Below are 15,597 nucleotides of genomic sequence, written 5' to 3' on the forward strand. Positions count from 1 at the left end.
ACATCCATAATAATCCTAATCGCCCATTCAAGCAAGATGAACTTCTTATCGCAGATTTTATTCGCCTAATACATACGTGTTTAAAAAGTCATTTCTAAACTTCCCTTGCGGATCATAACGAAGGAGCAGCTCCTGGAAATCCGGCAGTTTCTCATATAAGGATTTCAAAACCGCAGGCTGCATCGTGAACAATTTCGCCCAATGCGGACGAGCCTGAAATGGTGCAAGCTGCTTTTCAATGACCGGCAGAACTTGCTTCACGGCTTCCCAATTCGGCTTCCAAGTGAAATGAATACCAACAGAATCCTGTTTATAATTCGGACTCATCCACAAAAGATCTTTTGCGACTGAACGAACTTCAGAAATGTACAAAAGCGGGGCAATTTGCTCACGGATTTCATTAATCGCACACAAGGCCTGATAAGCTGCTTCACGTGGCACGAAATACTCGCTTTGCAGCTCTTCTCCGGCGCTCGGCGTGAAATCCATGCGGAAGTGAGGCAATCTTTCGTGCGATGGTCCCGGAATCCCCATTTGCTCACTGCAATTCTCCCCCGTGTGTCCCGGTACAGGATGCCGTGGCGAGTCTGCCAATTTGGCGCCATAAAATTCAGCCTCTGCCTGAGTTGAAACAGAATCTGTCACTTTCTTTTTTAGCCAAACTTGATTAATAGTCGCACTCTTCCAATCCGTAAATAGACTTACACTATAGGCATGGGAAAAAATATCATCAAAGTGCGTCTCCAGCTGCTCAAAAGGCAGATTGTCATAGACGTGCTGGCTAATTTCAAAAGCCGGGATCACATCCAGCGTCATTTGCGTGACGACGCCAAGTCCTCCTAGTCCAACAACAGCGCCTTCGATATTTTGTTGTTCGCGAGAGAATACGGCCAGTTCTCCGTTCGCCTGAACCACCTCTATCGAATCAACAATACTAGCAAGGTTGCTATTCCGATCGCCAGAACCGTGCGATGCGGTTGCACAGGCACCCGCAACGGTGATGTGCGGCAGGGACGCCAGATTGTGAATCGCGTAACCATGTTTATGTAGGTACTCACCTAACTCACCATACCGGACTCCTGCTTCAATCGTTACCTTATTGCGAACGGTATCTAACGCCACTACACGATTCAGGTTTTGAAGCGAAAGCAAACTTTCGGTACAATCGGCAATGCTATTAAATGAATGCCGTGTGCCAAGCACCTTGATCTGTTTACTTCTAGCCACTAATTCTTGGACCTCTTCTACTTTTACGGGAGTATGCAGTTTTGTAGCGCTGTACCGGTAGTTTCCAGCCCAGTTCAAATTGTTTTCCATCTGTTCACGCTCCTTCGAATTAAACGTTCGCTTTAAACATTCGCTACAGCGATCATAATTCCTTGCTTAGGAAAGAAATTACCGGCGCTGGATCGCCAGCTTCACGGCAAGCCCAGCCAACACTCCGGACATAAGCCATCGCTGTGCTTTAAGCCATGTCGGGCGTTTGCCGAACCAGCCGGCAATTTTACTTGCAGTGAGCACGATTAACAGATTCACTGCAAAGCTGATTACGATTTGCGTCAATCCTAGCGTCGCACTTTGCGCCAGCAAGGAGCCTTGTGTAGGATCTTGAAATTGCGGAAGAAGCGAGATGTACAACACGGCGATTTTGGGGTTAAGCAAATTGGTGATGAAACCCATCAGGAACAATTTCCTTGGCTTCTCAATCGGGAGCGCGATGGGTTCAAACAATGAAGTAGAGCCGGGTTTCATTGCTTTCCACGCCAACCAAAGCAGGTAAGCCGCTCCCGCCCACTTCATAGCCGTGTAAATAATCGGCACCGTATTGAAAATAGCGATCAATCCCACCATAGAGGCAATCAGATAAACGAGAAATCCAAGCGCAACGCCCATCAGAGAGATAATGCCGGCTTTGCGACCTTGCGATATCGAACGCGAGATCAGGTAAATCATATTGGGCCCGGGAGAGCATACCATCCCCAGCGATACAATTCCAAAAGCAACTAATGTAGTAAGACTGATCAAGGGCGTCCCTCCTATGGTTAAATTCAGAACATCGTATCACAATTCATGCTGTCCAGCCAACTTAAATTAGAGGAACGACAGTCCGCTATTTCGGCGAAAAGCGGGGATCGGGCTGCCCGCGGGGAACTACAGGGCTTTATTTCTCCATATTTGGCTGTATGACAGCCAAATATGAGGAAATAGCAGCCCCCATTCCACCATTACATACAAAAGAGGGTATCCTCGGTCATTAATTTGACTGAAGATTACCCTCTTTTTATCTGAACGATTACGCCTGAACCGACGCCAAATGTTCGCCCAGTCTGTCCCAAGTTTCTGTGATACCTTGCAGCATGCCCATATCCATCACTTGCTGCAAACCTTCTGCTGAAGCATATTCTCCGCGGTTAATGACTTTCGTCCCGTTCTCGGTCTCGATGAATTCCAGTGTCACGATCGTTGACGGCATATTTGGCGCTTCGTTGCCTTCTGCATCGGAGAAGAAATCCACGTACACGATCTTCTCAGGCACGACGATTTCACGGTACACCGCTTTGCCCCATGATTCCATGCCATAGAAGTCGCCCTGGTTCTTATCTTCGCACTTCATGCAATAATGCCATACCCCGCCTACGCGGAAATCAACATGGCATACCGGAACCGTCCATCCTCTAGGTCCCCACCAATGTTTCAAATGTTCCGCTTGTGTGAAAGCCTGAAATACCAGCTCGCGAGGGGCCTTGAATTCACGCTCCAAAATTAATACCTTATCCTCTACCTTGGATACCAGTTGATCCGCCATTTTAACTTCCTCCTCGATATCTTTGATGGGTCACAATCGTTCAATTCTTGGTGTCCTTACCCTGCAGCTTCTGCAAATAGTCATCCAGGCGGTCGAAACGCTGCTCCCAGATGACGCGGTAGTTCTCCAACCATTTGTCGAGTTCTCGAAATGGATCCGGCCGCAGCCTGTAGATTCGGCGATTCGCATCCACCTCGGCTTCCACAATGCCGGCCTCGCTGAGAACACGCAAATGCTTGGAAGCTTGTGGCTGCCGCAGCTGCAGCCGTTCGGCGATTTCCCCTACGGTCAGCGGACATTCGCGCAAAAGCTCAACCATTTGCATGCGGGTTGGTTCTGCTAAGGCACTCATGACGTTAATATCCATTGTCATCATCCGTTCTCTTGCTGTAAGTATACGGGGCCTTCGGTTCGTGTGAGTCATGGATGCTTCACTTGCTAAACCGAATATACCACGAAAGGAATATTCCTGTAAAGGAATATTAGATATTATTTACTGTAATCCTTCACTAATTCAATAATCATAGCTCCCATTCGTTCCGTTTCAGGCACAATGACCTGATTCAACCCTTCATCTCTTAGTGCCTCGGCGGTTACTTTGCCGACTGCAACTGCTTTTACCTGGGTGGAAAAAGCTTGTCTCACGGCATCACTAATCCCTTGGCGTCTCGTATATTCGAACAAGTACCTTACTTGCACGGCTGTGGTGAAACATACCGCATCAATCGAACCCGTTGTAAGTTCGTGGCACAACGTTTCAAGTACGGCGGATTCCGGTTCAATATGCCGATAAGGCAAAAGCTGAACGACAGTTGCTCCCCGTTCCTCCAAGAATTGAATCAAAGCGGGCTGTGGTTCTCCGTGCAGTTGCACGACGACTGTTTGATTCGCGAAATCGCAATCATCCAGACGGTTAATTAAACCTTGGATCGTCCCATCTTCATCAATGACGGTTGGTTTTATCTCTAACTTCTTAAGTAAATTGATTGTTTTATATCCGCGCGCAGCAACATTCGCATCTTTCATTTTTTGCAGCAGTATGGAAGCAACACCTAACTTTTCAGCCGCGTCAAGCAGCGTTTCTGTGCCAACTCCCGTTGTGAATACAAACCAGTCCACTTGGTTATTTGCGCAAAAGAGCAATTCCTTCTCTACGGCCGACTCATCCAAATAAATGAAGCCCTGCAAGGGACGAACTACAGGTGTTCCACCCTGTTTCTGAATGAGCAAACTCATTTCCTCTGTTTTTCTGGATCCCGCAATAACGATCTTCTTACCCGATAATTTGTCCATCTCTCTCCAATTCCCCCCTATCTTACTATGAAAAGTATATAGAAATTAGCCGCTGAATTCATCAACCAATTCGAAATTTTATGAACCATCCACAAACCAGGCTTCTGATCTTCCCAGAGTTCCGCCTATATCGCCACTCATCCATACATGAAAATTCTGTTAAATAAACATAATAAATGCGGGGGTGTTGTCGATGTGGCGCACAATTGTGGAAGCTCTTCCGGGTTGGAAAACGCTCATTTGGGCTTTATTCACTTTTCTTATTCCTTATAGTACCTCTAAACTATTCGGTTGGTTTCATCAAAAGGAACGGATGAATCGCGGTTGGGACGAAGAAAATAAGTCTACCGTTCCTAATCCCCCCCTCACAACCAACAGCAGCAACTCACCATCAAAACCATGGACGAATTGGCCGCCTACCGATACGCTGACTAGCCAGTTACAAGTGAATTTAAATCTATTATCCGAACGGCTTGGCTGTGACTCGGACTATTCCGTGCGCGAATTTAATATTGGAGGAAGCGCTATTCGTGCGGCTATTGTCAGTATGAGCAAATTGTCCGACTCAACCATCATTCAAGAGCATATTCTCAAACCGTTGATGTTGGATCTTTGGAAATCCAATGTGACAGACATGTATGCCCGCACCGATTTCAAAGTTTTTATTAAAGATCATGTTTTACCGCTTTCTAAAATAAATGAAGCTGAGCTTGTCCATGAGGTCATTGAAAAGGTGATAACAGGTTCAACCGCTTTGCTCATTGAAGGTATTTCCGGTTGTTTAATCCTCGGAACCAGCTCCACTGCACCGCAGAACTTCGAAGAACCATCTTCGGAATCACTTGTCCGCGGGCCTAAAATCGGCTTTGTCAACTCGCTCGATGAGAACATCTCTCTGCTGCGCTCACGAGCATCCGATCCTAATTTGCGAATGCTGAGCTTCCAAGTTGGCGAGAGGAACAAGAAGAACCTGGTTATCTCCTACGTAGAGGGAATCGCGGATCCGAATCTGGTGGATGAGGTGAAGCGCAGAATCGAGAAAATCAAGATCGATGACGTTCTCGAATCCGGATATATCGATCAATTGATTGAAGATAACTTCATGTCACCATTTCCACAAGTTCAAAGCACGGAACGTCCAGATCGAGTCATTGGCTCCTTGCTGGAAGGCCGAGTAGCCATTCTGACGAATGGAAGCTCCTACGTTTCCATCGTTCCAGTGACGTTCAGCATGCTGCTGCAATCACCCGAAGATTATTATGTGCATTGGATTCCATCCTCCTTGGTGCGCTTATTGCGCTTTTTTGCCGCATTCGTAGCATTGCTCGGACCTGCCATCTACATCTCTTTCTTATCGTTTCACCAGGGGCTAATCCCGACGAAACTTGCTATTTCTATGGCCGGGACCCGCGAAGGCGTTCCATTCCCCCCATTCTTGGAAGCTCTGATCATGGAGGTTGTTATTGAAATTCTGCGTGAAGCAGGACTTCGTTTGCCCAAACCTGTCGGTCAGACAGTCGGCCTTGTCGGTGGACTGGTCATCGGTCAAGCCGCGGTTGAAGCAGGCATCGCAAGTCCATTAATGGTTATCGTTGTATCCTTAACCGCTATCTCCTCATTTGCTATACCTCAATACGATGCTGGTATTGCTTTGCGCATGCTGCGTTTTGTCGCCATGTTATCGGCAGCGGCGCTTGGGATTTACGGAGTTGTCATGTTCACCCTTTTCCTGAGCATACATTTTGTCAAAATTAAAAACTTTGGCATCCCTTATGCCAGCCCATTTGTCCCATACCGGCCAGGTGACTGGAAAGATCTCTTCATACGTGCTCCTCTTTCGAGTATGAAAAAACGGCCCCGGATGATGCATCCACAGGACCAAACACGGCAAGGAAATCATTCACTGAAAGGGAAGCAATCACATGATCCGTCCGAATGATCGCATTACGACTCCTCAAGCTGCTGTCATCTTAGCGAATATTCTCCTAGGAGTGGGCATTCTGACCTTGCCAAGATTTTTGGCGGACAAGATGGAAACTCCTGACGGATGGATCACGGTGATCGTCGGTGGCATCCTGGCGTTCGGTTTCGGTTTGATTATGGTCAAACTTAGTCAGCGCTTTCCAGGGAAAACCTTTTTTGAATACAGTCAAATCATCGCAGGCAAATGGATAGGAAAATTGCTTAATCTGATTTTGATCGTGTATTTCGCTCTGTTTGCCGGGTTTGAAATCCGTGATATGTCCGAGATCATCAACTATCTTTTCCTTGAAAAAACGCCTAAGGAGTTTATTATTCTCGTCTTTATGTGCGTTGCCGTCTACCTTACCGCAGGAGGGATCAGCTCCATCGCACGGCTATTTGAATTCATTTTGCCGCTCACCCTTGTCATTATTATTGCAAGTTATTCGTTAAGCTTAAATCTTTTTGAACTTGAAAATTTACGGCCGGTGCTAGGTATGGGGATTGGACCCATTTTCAAAGGATTACCGGAGACTTGGAGGGCCTTTGCAGGCATTGAAACGATGTTATTCGTTACTGCTTATATGAGCAGGCCTGAAAAAGCTAGCAAAGCACTTTTAGCCGGAATCAGTATTTCCGTTTTCGTTTATTTGATCACCATGATTGTCGTCTTGGGGGGCATACCGTACCAACAAGTCGCCACGTTGACATGGCCTGCGATATCCATCGTCCGGTCTTATGAGCTTACCGGCTTTTTCCTAGAACGTTATGAATCATTGCTCATCGTGGTTCGTTTAATCCAAGTGTTCACGGGATTTGTTATGTACCTTTACATTGTCTCTCTAGGACTATCGCATACGTTCAAACAATCTTACTATCGTTATATTTACGCCGTATTACCGGTGATTTTCATCATAGCGATGTATCCCAAAAGTATCAATCAAGTTAAAGCCCTTGGAGATGTTGTCGGCAGCATCTTTTTTGGAGTCATCGGTCTGATTGCCCCCATTCTTCTTCTCATTACTGTGCTAAGGAAGATCTCTTATGCTCAAAATTAAAGTACTCACCGCCAATTTGCTTTTGCTGTCGCTATTCTTGTTAACGGGATGCTGGGATAGTAAAAACATAACGGAAATGTCGATTGTCGTTGGCGAAGCTATCGATCAAGGCGATGAAGCCCCGAAAGAGGACAAATTGGACGAAAAAGGCGGCGGCTACCGCAAACAAGACTTGATCACCATCACTTGGCAAGTTGTTATCCCCAAGATTGCTGCGTCAAGGAATGCCTCCGGCGACCTGAAGCCGTATAAGAATCACTCCCTGTCTGGAGATATGATTCATCAATTCGCACGCGAAGTTTCACTCGAGTCCAAACCCCTTTTCAACCAGCATCAAAAAATGTTCGTCTTCGGGGAGAAACTCGTGCGCAGCATGGATTTACAGACGTTAATCGATCAGCATTTCCGCGATAATGAGGTGAGAGAAAGCGGTCTTGTCCTCATAGCCCGAGGGCTGGCCAAAGATACATTAGAGTCAAAAAGCCCGGAAATCCCCGTAGATCGGTTAGTCCGAATTTCAAAAAATCAATACAGATCTACGAGGATTTTACCGTCCATGACGATTCAAAACGTGATGGAAAAGATCGCAACCCATTCGAGCTTCTTGATCCAAAGCGTAGCTGCGTCGCAGGGGGAAGTGAAATTTGCCGGAGCTGCCGTGTTCAAGCAAGAGGAAAATAAGCTGATCGGCTTTCTAAGCGAAGAAGAATTGGAAGGCTTGACCTGGTTAACAGGAAAGAGTAAAGGGGGTGTGGTGAAAACTACGGATGAGGGCAATCATCCCTTTATCATCTATGAGCTGGAATCGCTAAAAAGCCGTATTCAACCGAAAGTATCCGGAGACCGGATTTCCTTTCACGTGGACATTGATTCTGTAGGCCGTCTAACAGAGGACTGGCGTGAGAAAGTCGACTATTTCGATAACAGCTACCTGCAATCCGCGGAAAAAGCGGCGGAAAAAGAAGTTGCTCGGCATATAGACCTGATTCTCCATACAATGCAAAGCAAGTATTCTGTTGAAGTCGCCGGGTTTGGAACACAATTAAGAATTCATTACCCTAAAGTTTGGCAAAAAGTGAAACAGAACTGGGATCAAGAATTCAGCAAGATCCCTGTTACCTACAGCGTGAAACTGAAAATAAACGATTATGGCTTGAGACGCATGAAAAAATAAGACAGGCGGCGTAGACCAAATCATCGGTCCATGATATCTCTAAACAGCTCTCTCTTTTCATTCGCGTTGGCATAGATGCCAAGATAATCAAATATTTCAAAAGAAAAGTCGACGAAAGCGCGGCCTTTGGCTGTAAGGACATGCCCATCTCGAACCACTCGTTTATCTACATAATTGTCCCGCGGAAACGGGTCTTCTACATGCAATTGATTGATACTCTCCACGGAGCATGACGTCGTGAACCTGCGATGATGCAGCAGACCGGCTCTCCCAAGATATTGTGGCCCGTTACAAATAGCGGCAATCATCTTGCCTTCTTGATCGAGTTTGATGATAAAATCGGTCAGCTCTTGCTGCTGGTTTCGAATCGGGCCACCTGGGATAAGAAGTCCTTCGATATCGTTCAGCGCCATCGCTTCATGGAAAATCAAATCAGGCCTATAGGTTAAACCGGATTCGCTGACGATAGCTTTATCGCTATATGCCACTGTCAAAACTTCCTTCTTCCCCACATTTCTAATTTTATGGAGCGCCAGGGTAATCTCAAAATCCGCAAATTCATCAGAGATAAAACAAATTATTTTCCCCATCGTGGATACCACCTTAGCTATTATTGTGATAAAATAAGTATGAGTTCCGTAATGTGATACTGAGTTTCATCTAGTGAAATAATTATTTCGGAGGTGTTTCTTATGGAAAATGAAAGTACCATCAAACAACATGTCCAGCAGCAGTTTGGCAAACATGCCAGTAAGTACGTGACAAGCGAGAATCATGCAAAGGGTGATGATCTCGAACTGCTTCTTACTTGGCTGCCCTTGGAAAACACTTGGAATGTGCTGGATATTGCAACGGGCGGAGGCCACGTAGCCAAAAAGCTGTCTGCTCATGTCCGGCAGGTTGTCGCTACCGACCTAACGCGCCCCATGCTCTCTGTTGCCGCTGATCACTTGAAGCAGGCGCAGTGCGATAATGTCCTTTTTGTTGTAGCCGATGCTGAACAGCTGCCTTTTCTCGATCGTTCATTTGATGCGGTCACCTGCCGCATAGCTGCCCATCACTTTCCTAATCCGCACTTATTCCTTCATGAAGCGGCACGTGTTCTCAAACCGGGCGGCAAACTGGTTCTCATCGATAACGTCGCTCCTTCTGACGAAGCACTTGATCAATTTATGAATACATTTGAAGCTATGCGAGATACGAGCCATGTTCGGTGTCTAACCGTCCCCGAGTGGCAAGCCCTTGCCGAAAAAGCAGGATTACAAGTGGAGATTTCCCTTATGAATCGCAAACCACATAAGTTCCCTGCATGGGTCATGCGTACCGCCGAGAACGAAGAACAAGCGAAGTCGGTTGAGCAATTTATTACCGGCGCAGATCAGTCGATTCAAGATTATTTTTCCGTTCACATTGAAAATGGCAAGCTTCAATACCTTGAAATTGACGAGTGGCGGGCTGTTCTCACCAAACCATTGTAAATAGCAATAGACAGGCAGCCAATCTACTTTGGCTGCTTATTCTTTTTTAACCATAGTTTACCACACTTTTCTAGCGGAATATGACCAGGCTCCCCTTCATATATTCATGGGGATAACAGACCAGACGAATCCTCATATTTCAATGTGATTTGGAGGAACATACATGTTCAAACCTCATCCCGCCAATACAGCAATTGTCATAACGGACCCGCAAAACGACTTTCTTTCCCCTGGAGGCAAGGGCTACCATTTAACTAAAAGCTTGATTGAGCAATACAATACACTAGGGAACCTGGAAATTCTCATGCATACTGCGATGAGCAAAGGATATCAGCTTTTTATCTCGCCCCATTATATCTATCCGCATGATTACAATTGGCAATTCACGGGTGCTGAGCAAGAAATGTTATTAAAACTCGGTGTCTTTCAAAAGCAACACGACTATACTTCGGTCGGCGCCGATTGGGTTCCCTCACTTAAACCCTACATATTATCTAGTCGAACCGTCATAACAACAGCCCATAAGGTAGCCAGCCCGCAGAGCAATGATCTAGTCTATCAACTGCGTCAGCACCGGAAAGAAAAGATCATTCTGGCAGGAATCCTTTCGAATATTTGCGTTGAGTCGCATATGCGTGATTTGATCGAAAACGGCTTCCAAACCGCTGTTGTTTATGATGCCACTGCTACGATAAGTGAACAGGCTTTTCAGGCCGCGCTGACCAACTATCAGGCATTCAGTAGTGCTACGTGGTCAACACAACAGGCAATTTCACAATTATAGTATAGTCTACAATGTGAACCGCAAATTGCAAAAAAGAGACCCACAGCAACGGGCTGCGGGTCTAAAGTTTTATATTTTAAAGGGGGGTCGACTTTTATTATAGGCTTGTTTCATTAAAACCAGATGAATATAAGATTTCAATTGTGTTACATTTTTTTCAATTTAGGTTTGGTTAATTTTTTGCGAAAAAAAAGATACTACAATAGTGAAAAGAAACCAAGATGCTCCTCCGACGAAGCTCACACTGATATGTTTATCTAAAGAGTAGTTCACCGCCGCCCAACTAATTCCGCCTGCTAAACCTAACAAAACGGCTTTACGCATTCTCTTTTGCATAACATTCCACCTTTCAACAAGCTCTATTTTACTCTAAAACCGTTGCTTAGGGTATTCATAAATATTCCCGGTATATTTGCACGCCACGGAGCGATCTGATATTTACTTACTTTTGTTGAGTTACACTAAAATATAAAGTATAATACACATATACAGAAGGGAGAGAAGAACCATGTCTAATCATACAACTACTTCACTCGAAATAGGAATAAGCACTTTTCTCGAGGCTGCTCCAAGAGCAGGCGGGATCACACATGCACAGCGGCTCCGTCAAGCCGTTGAGGAAATTAATCTTGCCGAGCAAGTCGGCCTGGACGTCTATGCGATCGGCGAACATCACCGCGCGGATTATGCGAGTTCGGCGCCGGCCGTTATTTTGGCAGCTGCGGCTTCTACAACCAAGCGCATTCGGCTGTCTAGCGCCGTAACTGTGTTGTCATCGGACGACCCTGTTCGCGTGTACCAAGCTTTTTCCACGTTGGACGGCCTATCCAATGGGCGGGCGGAAATTATGGCGGGCCGCGGCTCGTTTATCGAATCTTTCCCTTTGTTCGGATATGACTTGAATCACTACGACGAACTATTCGAGGAAAAGCTGGAGCTTTTACTCGCGATCCGTGAAACGGAGAAAGTGAACTGGGGCGGCGGCCATCGCCCCGCTATCAAAAATCTTGGCGTCTACCCGCGTTCCGTTCAGGAGCCGCTGCCTGTATGGATCGGAACCGGCGGCAATCCGGAGTCCGCGATTCGCGCCGGCCTACTTGGGTTGCCGGTCGTTTTTGCGATCATCGGCGGCATGCCGGAAAGATTCGCTCCTCTCGTCAAGCTATACAAAGAAGCCGCTGCGAAAGCCGGACATGACGTCAGCAAGCTGCAGATTGCGACACATTCACACGGCTTCATCTCTGATACAACAGAGAAAGCCGCCGACCTGTTTTACCCGCCAACGGCTGCTCAAATGAACACCATTGGGCGCGAGCGCGGCTGGGGGCCCTATACCCGTGAATCGTTCGACGACGCCCGCAGTCTTCGCGGAGCACTCTACGTCGGCGATCCCGAGTATGTCGCCGAGAAAATCGTGCTGCTGCGCAAAAACCTAGGCCTAACGCGCTTCCTCTTGCACGTTGACGTCAGTTCGGTGCCGCATAGCGAAGTGCTGCGCACCATTGAACTGCTCGGCACGAAGGTCGCGCCAATCGTTCGCAAAGAACTTGCCCGCGAGACCGCTCAAGGGTGATTGAGCTATATTAAACAAGGGGTCCGAGTCAAGGTGTTACTTGGCTCGGATTTTTTAATTTGAGCGGTTCCTCCCATTCTGGAGATCCCTCTATTTCTCAAGCGCCGTACTTTTGGTATACTGGGAACAAATCAACCAGAAATGGGTGTCGAGTAGTGAAACATGAAGAAATGCTTGCGGTGCTGAAGGCTCTCTCCAATGAGACCCGTCTCAACATTCTTTGCTGGCTCAGAGAGCCGGATAAGTTGAACGAAAATCTGCCGAGCGTCATCAAAGAAGAATTCCCGGGAGGGGTCTGCGTGGGAAGCATCCAGGAAAAATCCGGACTGGCGCAGTCTGTCATCTCCTCTTATCTGTCTTCCATGCAGAAAGCGGGACTGCTGGAATCTCGCCGTTACGGGCAATGGACCTATTACAGACGAAATGAAGAAGCTATCGCCGAGTTCTTGGCGAACTTTGCCGCGGGGCTGCAAGCCATGAAGAAGTAGCTCTCAAAAGTTTTCTCCGTAAAACTTGCATCTTTATCGATTAATCTATATATTTGTATTTATAGATTAATTATAAACCTTTTTCATGCAGGAGGAGAAAATAAGATGACTACATCCCAAACAACAGCAGCTTTGTTCCAACCTTTTGAAGTTGGTAACCTGAAGCTTGATAATCGTATTGTCATGGCACCGATGACCCGTACTTTTTCGCCAGGAGGTATCCCGGGCCCTAACGTAGCCGGCTATTACCGCCGAAGAGCGGAGAACGCCGTTGGTTTGATCATCACCGAAGGAACCGTCATTAACCATCCGGCTGCGTCGGCTGATCACGGTGTGCCGCATTTCTACGGCGAGGAAGCTCTGGAAGGATGGGCGCGTGTTGTCCGCGAAGTGCATGAAGCCGGGGGCAAAATCGCTCCGCAGATCTGGCATACTGGAACGGCCCGCGATAAGAGCAGATTCCCCGATTCGGATATCGATTCCGTCGGCCCGTCCGGCCTCAACTTGAAAGGCGAGAAAGTATCCGAGCCCCTTTCGGTCGAAGAAATTCAAGGACTCGTTCAGGCTTATGCGCAAGCCGCAGCCGACGCGAAGCGTCTAGGCTTCGATGCTGTAGAGATTCACGGCGCGCATGGTTATCTCATTGATCAGTTCTTCTGGGACATGACCAACAAACGTACGGATGAGTATGGCGGCAGCGACCTTGTTGAGCGCACCCGATTTGCGGTAGAAGTTATCGAAGCGGTACGTGCCGCGGTTGGTCCCGACTTCCCGATTATCTTCCGCTTCTCCCAATGGAAGCCGGTGAATTACGATGCCAAGCTCGCAGCGAATCCAGAGGAGCTGGAACGCTTCCTTGCACCGTTGTCCGCAGCTGGCGTTGATATCTTCCACGCATCCACACGCCGCTTCTGGGAGCCTGAGTTCGAAGGTTCTGATCTCAACCTGGCGGGCTGGACGCGCAAAATCACCGGGAAGCCGGCTATTACCGTCGGTTCCGTTGGATTGGACTCCGTCTTCACCAGCCTATTTGAAGAAGGCAAAGGTGGCGAGGCTGCCGGCATCGAAAGCCTGATCGAGCGTCTGGATCGCGGAGAGTTCGACCTTGTCGCCGTCGGTCGCGCACTATTGACTGACCCAGCTTGGGCAGCCAAAATCCGCGATAACCGCACGGATGAATTGCAGCCGTTCACGCGGGAGTCTCTTGCTACGCTGAGCTGATTTCACAAAAAAAAGGTGCCCCCAACCATATCCATGGCTGGCGGGCACCCTTTTTTTTATAGGACAATACCAAAATAAGCTAACAATGCTTCTTTATATGCTTCATCTGTCTCAGGGGTAAAGGTTCGTACACCCTCAGAGTTGAAAACCCGGAATTCACGATCAAAGACGGTATGCCGTCCCTCCAGCGTCCGGATTGCAACAATCGGGCACTTGGTGAAAATCGAATCGGGCGCATTTTCACACCAGAAACTCGCAAACAGGTAGTCTTTCGGCAGCTGCGGCTCCTCCGTGAACGAGTAAATGCGGGGCCAACCCCCATGTTTCTGTTCACAAAGCATCCAGCCATGATCGGAATCTCTCTCGAGACGGTAATACTCCTCGCCTTGCTGCTGGACAAGCCCTTCGATAAGAGCAAGCGGCCTGATGGGCACGACCCCACCCACCCCAACATCGCACAAATATTCGGCGCCCTCGGCCTCTACCTTCAGGACGTGGTGGCGCCTTTTGGGCGGGAGCTGCGTCTCATCGCGCCAAAACCTGGCAACAAGGTCAGTCACCTTGTACCCCAGTTCCCGCAGCAGCCAACCGAATAAGGCGTTTAACTCAAAACAGTATCCGCCCCGCTGGCGCACGACAATCTTTTGAAACAGCTCCTGCGGATCCAAAGATAGCGCTTTGCGTTCCAGAATATCCAAATTCTCATAGGGAACGGAGTACAAATGTCGCTCCTGCAGAGCAGCCAACGTCTTTGCACTGCCATCAAGTGAACCTTTAAAGCCGATGCGATCTAAGTAGCTCTGAACTTGGTTATTCAATCTAAGACACCGTCCTTACGAGAAATACTTGCTAGTAAGTAAACAGTCATATGATTGAATCATACCATGGGGCACGAGAGGATGACAAAAGATCATTTTAATAGAGACATTAGTTCCTCATGAACGGCCGCATTGGAGGCAACCAAGCTATCATCGCTTAGGACAAATGTTTTTCCTGCAGCATCGGTTAGCAGACCACCCGCTTCCTGCAGAATAACCATGCCGGCGGCGACATCCCAAGGATATAGGCCATCATGCCAAAATCCCGTCAATCGCCCTGACGCAACCAAGCATAAATCAAGACTGGCCGCCCCCATGATGCGAACGCTCCGGGCTTTACCTGTCATTCTTCCGATTTGTTCCACGACCACAGAATTTGGTTTCCAGTCCGAAGCACGGAATCCCGTTGCCAGCAAAGCTTGACTGATGTCCTGCTCATGCCCGACCTGAAGTCTGCGGCCATTCAGAAAAGCCCCGCCCTGCTTTTGACCCGAGTAGAGCTCATTGGTTACAGGATTATATACGACTCCGCCAATCGGAATGCCATCTTTCACAATCCCAACGGAGATCGCAAAATGCGCGATGTTGTGAATAAAGTTAATCGTGCCGTCAACAGGGTCGATAATCCATCCGTAGCCTGTTGGCGACTGCTTTAACGTATGGTGGGAATCTTCCCTGCCGCCATCTGTTTCCTCCGATAAAATCCAATGATCCGGATAAGCATGGTTAATCCGACTGCGCAGTAATTGCTCACTTTGCACATCAACTTCGGTCACCAGATCGGCTTGATTCTTCTTTTCCTGAATGTGCAGCGGCATCTTCATGAGTTCCATAATCAAAGCGCCCGCTTCTTTCACATAACTGATTGCATCTTGCATAATTGCATTCTCATACGCTTGTTGCTCGTTCATATGCTCTCCTTCTCCTAACGCTTTCTGTGTT

At 47.7% G+C, this 15,597-nt stretch carries 17 protein-coding genes; 8 read left to right on the forward strand and 9 right to left on the reverse strand.

The window, feature by feature from the left end:
• Positions 1 to 57 precede the first annotated feature (57 nt).
• The 5 genes from GON05_RS23390 to GON05_RS23410 all read right to left on the reverse strand — a co-directional run bounded on the left by GON05_RS23390 (position 58) and on the right by GON05_RS23410 (position 4,099).
• Positions 58 to 1,317: an FAD-binding protein gene (locus GON05_RS23390; protein WP_157322414.1), complete on the reverse strand. Its 1,260-nt coding sequence runs from the start codon at positions 1,315 to 1,317 to the stop codon at positions 58 to 60.
• A 78-nt stretch (positions 1,318 to 1,395) separates the two neighbouring features.
• Entirely contained in the window at positions 1,396 to 2,025 is a 630-nt protein-coding gene (locus GON05_RS23395) for a LysE family translocator (protein WP_157322416.1), read from the reverse strand.
• Between the two features lie 268 nt (positions 2,026 to 2,293).
• Positions 2,294 to 2,806 carry an SRPBCC domain-containing protein gene (locus tag GON05_RS23400; RefSeq protein WP_157322418.1) on the reverse strand — a complete coding sequence of 171 codons (513 nt, stop codon included), beginning with the start codon at positions 2,804 to 2,806 and terminating at the stop codon, positions 2,294 to 2,296.
• A gap of 40 nt (positions 2,807 to 2,846) precedes the next feature.
• Positions 2,847 to 3,173 (reverse strand): ArsR/SmtB family transcription factor, encoded by a 327-nt coding sequence (locus GON05_RS23405; protein ID WP_157322511.1) that lies wholly within the window; start codon positions 3,171 to 3,173, stop codon positions 2,847 to 2,849.
• A 122-nt stretch (positions 3,174 to 3,295) separates the two neighbouring features.
• On the reverse strand, positions 3,296 to 4,099 hold the full coding sequence (locus GON05_RS23410) for a uroporphyrinogen-III synthase (protein WP_157322420.1): 804 nt from the start codon (positions 4,097 to 4,099) through the stop codon (positions 3,296 to 3,298).
• A gap of 193 nt (positions 4,100 to 4,292) precedes the next feature.
• Here GON05_RS23410 and GON05_RS23415 point away from each other — a divergent pair, with 193 nt between their 5' ends.
• The 3 genes from GON05_RS23415 to GON05_RS23425 are packed head-to-tail and all read left to right on the forward strand — an operon-like array spanning position 4,293 to position 8,293.
• Positions 4,293 to 6,038: a spore germination protein gene (locus GON05_RS23415; RefSeq protein WP_157322422.1), complete on the forward strand. Its 1,746-nt coding sequence runs from the start codon at positions 4,293 to 4,295 to the stop codon at positions 6,036 to 6,038.
• The gene (locus GON05_RS23420; RefSeq protein ID WP_157322424.1) at positions 6,022 to 7,119 is read left to right on the forward strand and encodes a GerAB/ArcD/ProY family transporter; all 1,098 of its coding nucleotides are present in this window, start codon (positions 6,022 to 6,024) and stop codon (positions 7,117 to 7,119) included. The genes GON05_RS23415 and GON05_RS23420 overlap by 17 nt, the downstream gene beginning before the upstream one ends.
• The gene (locus GON05_RS23425) at positions 7,106 to 8,293 is read left to right on the forward strand and encodes a Ger(x)C family spore germination protein (RefSeq protein ID WP_157322426.1); all 1,188 of its coding nucleotides are present in this window, start codon (positions 7,106 to 7,108) and stop codon (positions 8,291 to 8,293) included. Before GON05_RS23420 ends, GON05_RS23425 begins: the two co-directional genes overlap by 14 nt.
• Before the next feature lie 20 nt (positions 8,294 to 8,313).
• On the opposite strand, the gene GON05_RS23430 is transcribed toward GON05_RS23425, so the two are convergent.
• On the reverse strand, positions 8,314 to 8,883 hold the full coding sequence (locus tag GON05_RS23430) for a DJ-1/PfpI family protein (protein ID WP_157322428.1): 570 nt from the start codon (positions 8,881 to 8,883) through the stop codon (positions 8,314 to 8,316).
• 102 nt (positions 8,884 to 8,985) lie between these two features.
• Here GON05_RS23430 and GON05_RS23435 point away from each other — a divergent pair, with 102 nt between their 5' ends.
• Both GON05_RS23435 and GON05_RS23440 read left to right on the forward strand, forming a co-directional pair.
• Positions 8,986 to 9,771: a class I SAM-dependent methyltransferase gene (locus tag GON05_RS23435; RefSeq protein WP_157322430.1), complete on the forward strand. Its 786-nt coding sequence runs from the start codon at positions 8,986 to 8,988 to the stop codon at positions 9,769 to 9,771.
• A gap of 163 nt (positions 9,772 to 9,934) precedes the next feature.
• Positions 9,935 to 10,555, forward strand: a complete 621-nt coding sequence (locus GON05_RS23440; RefSeq protein ID WP_157322432.1) for a cysteine hydrolase family protein — start codon at positions 9,935 to 9,937, stop codon at positions 10,553 to 10,555.
• A gap of 162 nt (positions 10,556 to 10,717) precedes the next feature.
• On the opposite strand, the gene GON05_RS23445 is transcribed toward GON05_RS23440, so the two are convergent.
• A complete protein-coding gene (locus GON05_RS23445; protein WP_157322434.1) occupies positions 10,718 to 10,891 on the reverse strand; it encodes a hypothetical protein in 174 nt (57 codons plus the stop codon).
• A 172-nt stretch (positions 10,892 to 11,063) separates the two neighbouring features.
• Between GON05_RS23445 and GON05_RS23450 the strand changes: the two genes are divergently transcribed.
• The 3 genes from GON05_RS23450 to GON05_RS23460 all read left to right on the forward strand — a co-directional run bounded on the left by GON05_RS23450 (position 11,064) and on the right by GON05_RS23460 (position 13,837).
• Positions 11,064 to 12,128 (forward strand): LLM class flavin-dependent oxidoreductase, encoded by a 1,065-nt coding sequence (locus GON05_RS23450; RefSeq protein WP_127456357.1) that lies wholly within the window; start codon positions 11,064 to 11,066, stop codon positions 12,126 to 12,128.
• Between the two features lie 170 nt (positions 12,129 to 12,298).
• A complete protein-coding gene (locus tag GON05_RS23455; RefSeq protein ID WP_157322513.1) occupies positions 12,299 to 12,616 on the forward strand; it encodes an ArsR/SmtB family transcription factor in 318 nt (105 codons plus the stop codon).
• A 105-nt stretch (positions 12,617 to 12,721) separates the two neighbouring features.
• Positions 12,722 to 13,837 carry an NADH:flavin oxidoreductase gene (locus tag GON05_RS23460; protein WP_157322436.1) on the forward strand — a complete coding sequence of 372 codons (1,116 nt, stop codon included), beginning with the start codon at positions 12,722 to 12,724 and terminating at the stop codon, positions 13,835 to 13,837.
• A gap of 56 nt (positions 13,838 to 13,893) precedes the next feature.
• Here the strand turns inward: GON05_RS23460 and GON05_RS23465 are convergent, their stop codons facing one another.
• Together GON05_RS23465 and GON05_RS23470 are read right to left on the reverse strand one after the other, a co-directional pair.
• A complete protein-coding gene (locus GON05_RS23465) occupies positions 13,894 to 14,655 on the reverse strand; it encodes an arylamine N-acetyltransferase family protein (RefSeq protein ID WP_157322438.1) in 762 nt (253 codons plus the stop codon).
• 92 nt (positions 14,656 to 14,747) lie between these two features.
• Entirely contained in the window at positions 14,748 to 15,566 is an 819-nt protein-coding gene (locus GON05_RS23470) for an inositol monophosphatase family protein (protein WP_157322440.1), read from the reverse strand.
• Positions 15,567 to 15,597: the final 31 nt, after the last annotated feature.

The sequence above is a fragment of the Paenibacillus anseongensis genome (assembly GCF_009757995.1).
Taxonomy (GTDB): domain Bacteria; phylum Bacillota; class Bacilli; order Paenibacillales; family NBRC-103111; genus Paenibacillus_E; species Paenibacillus_E chondroitinus.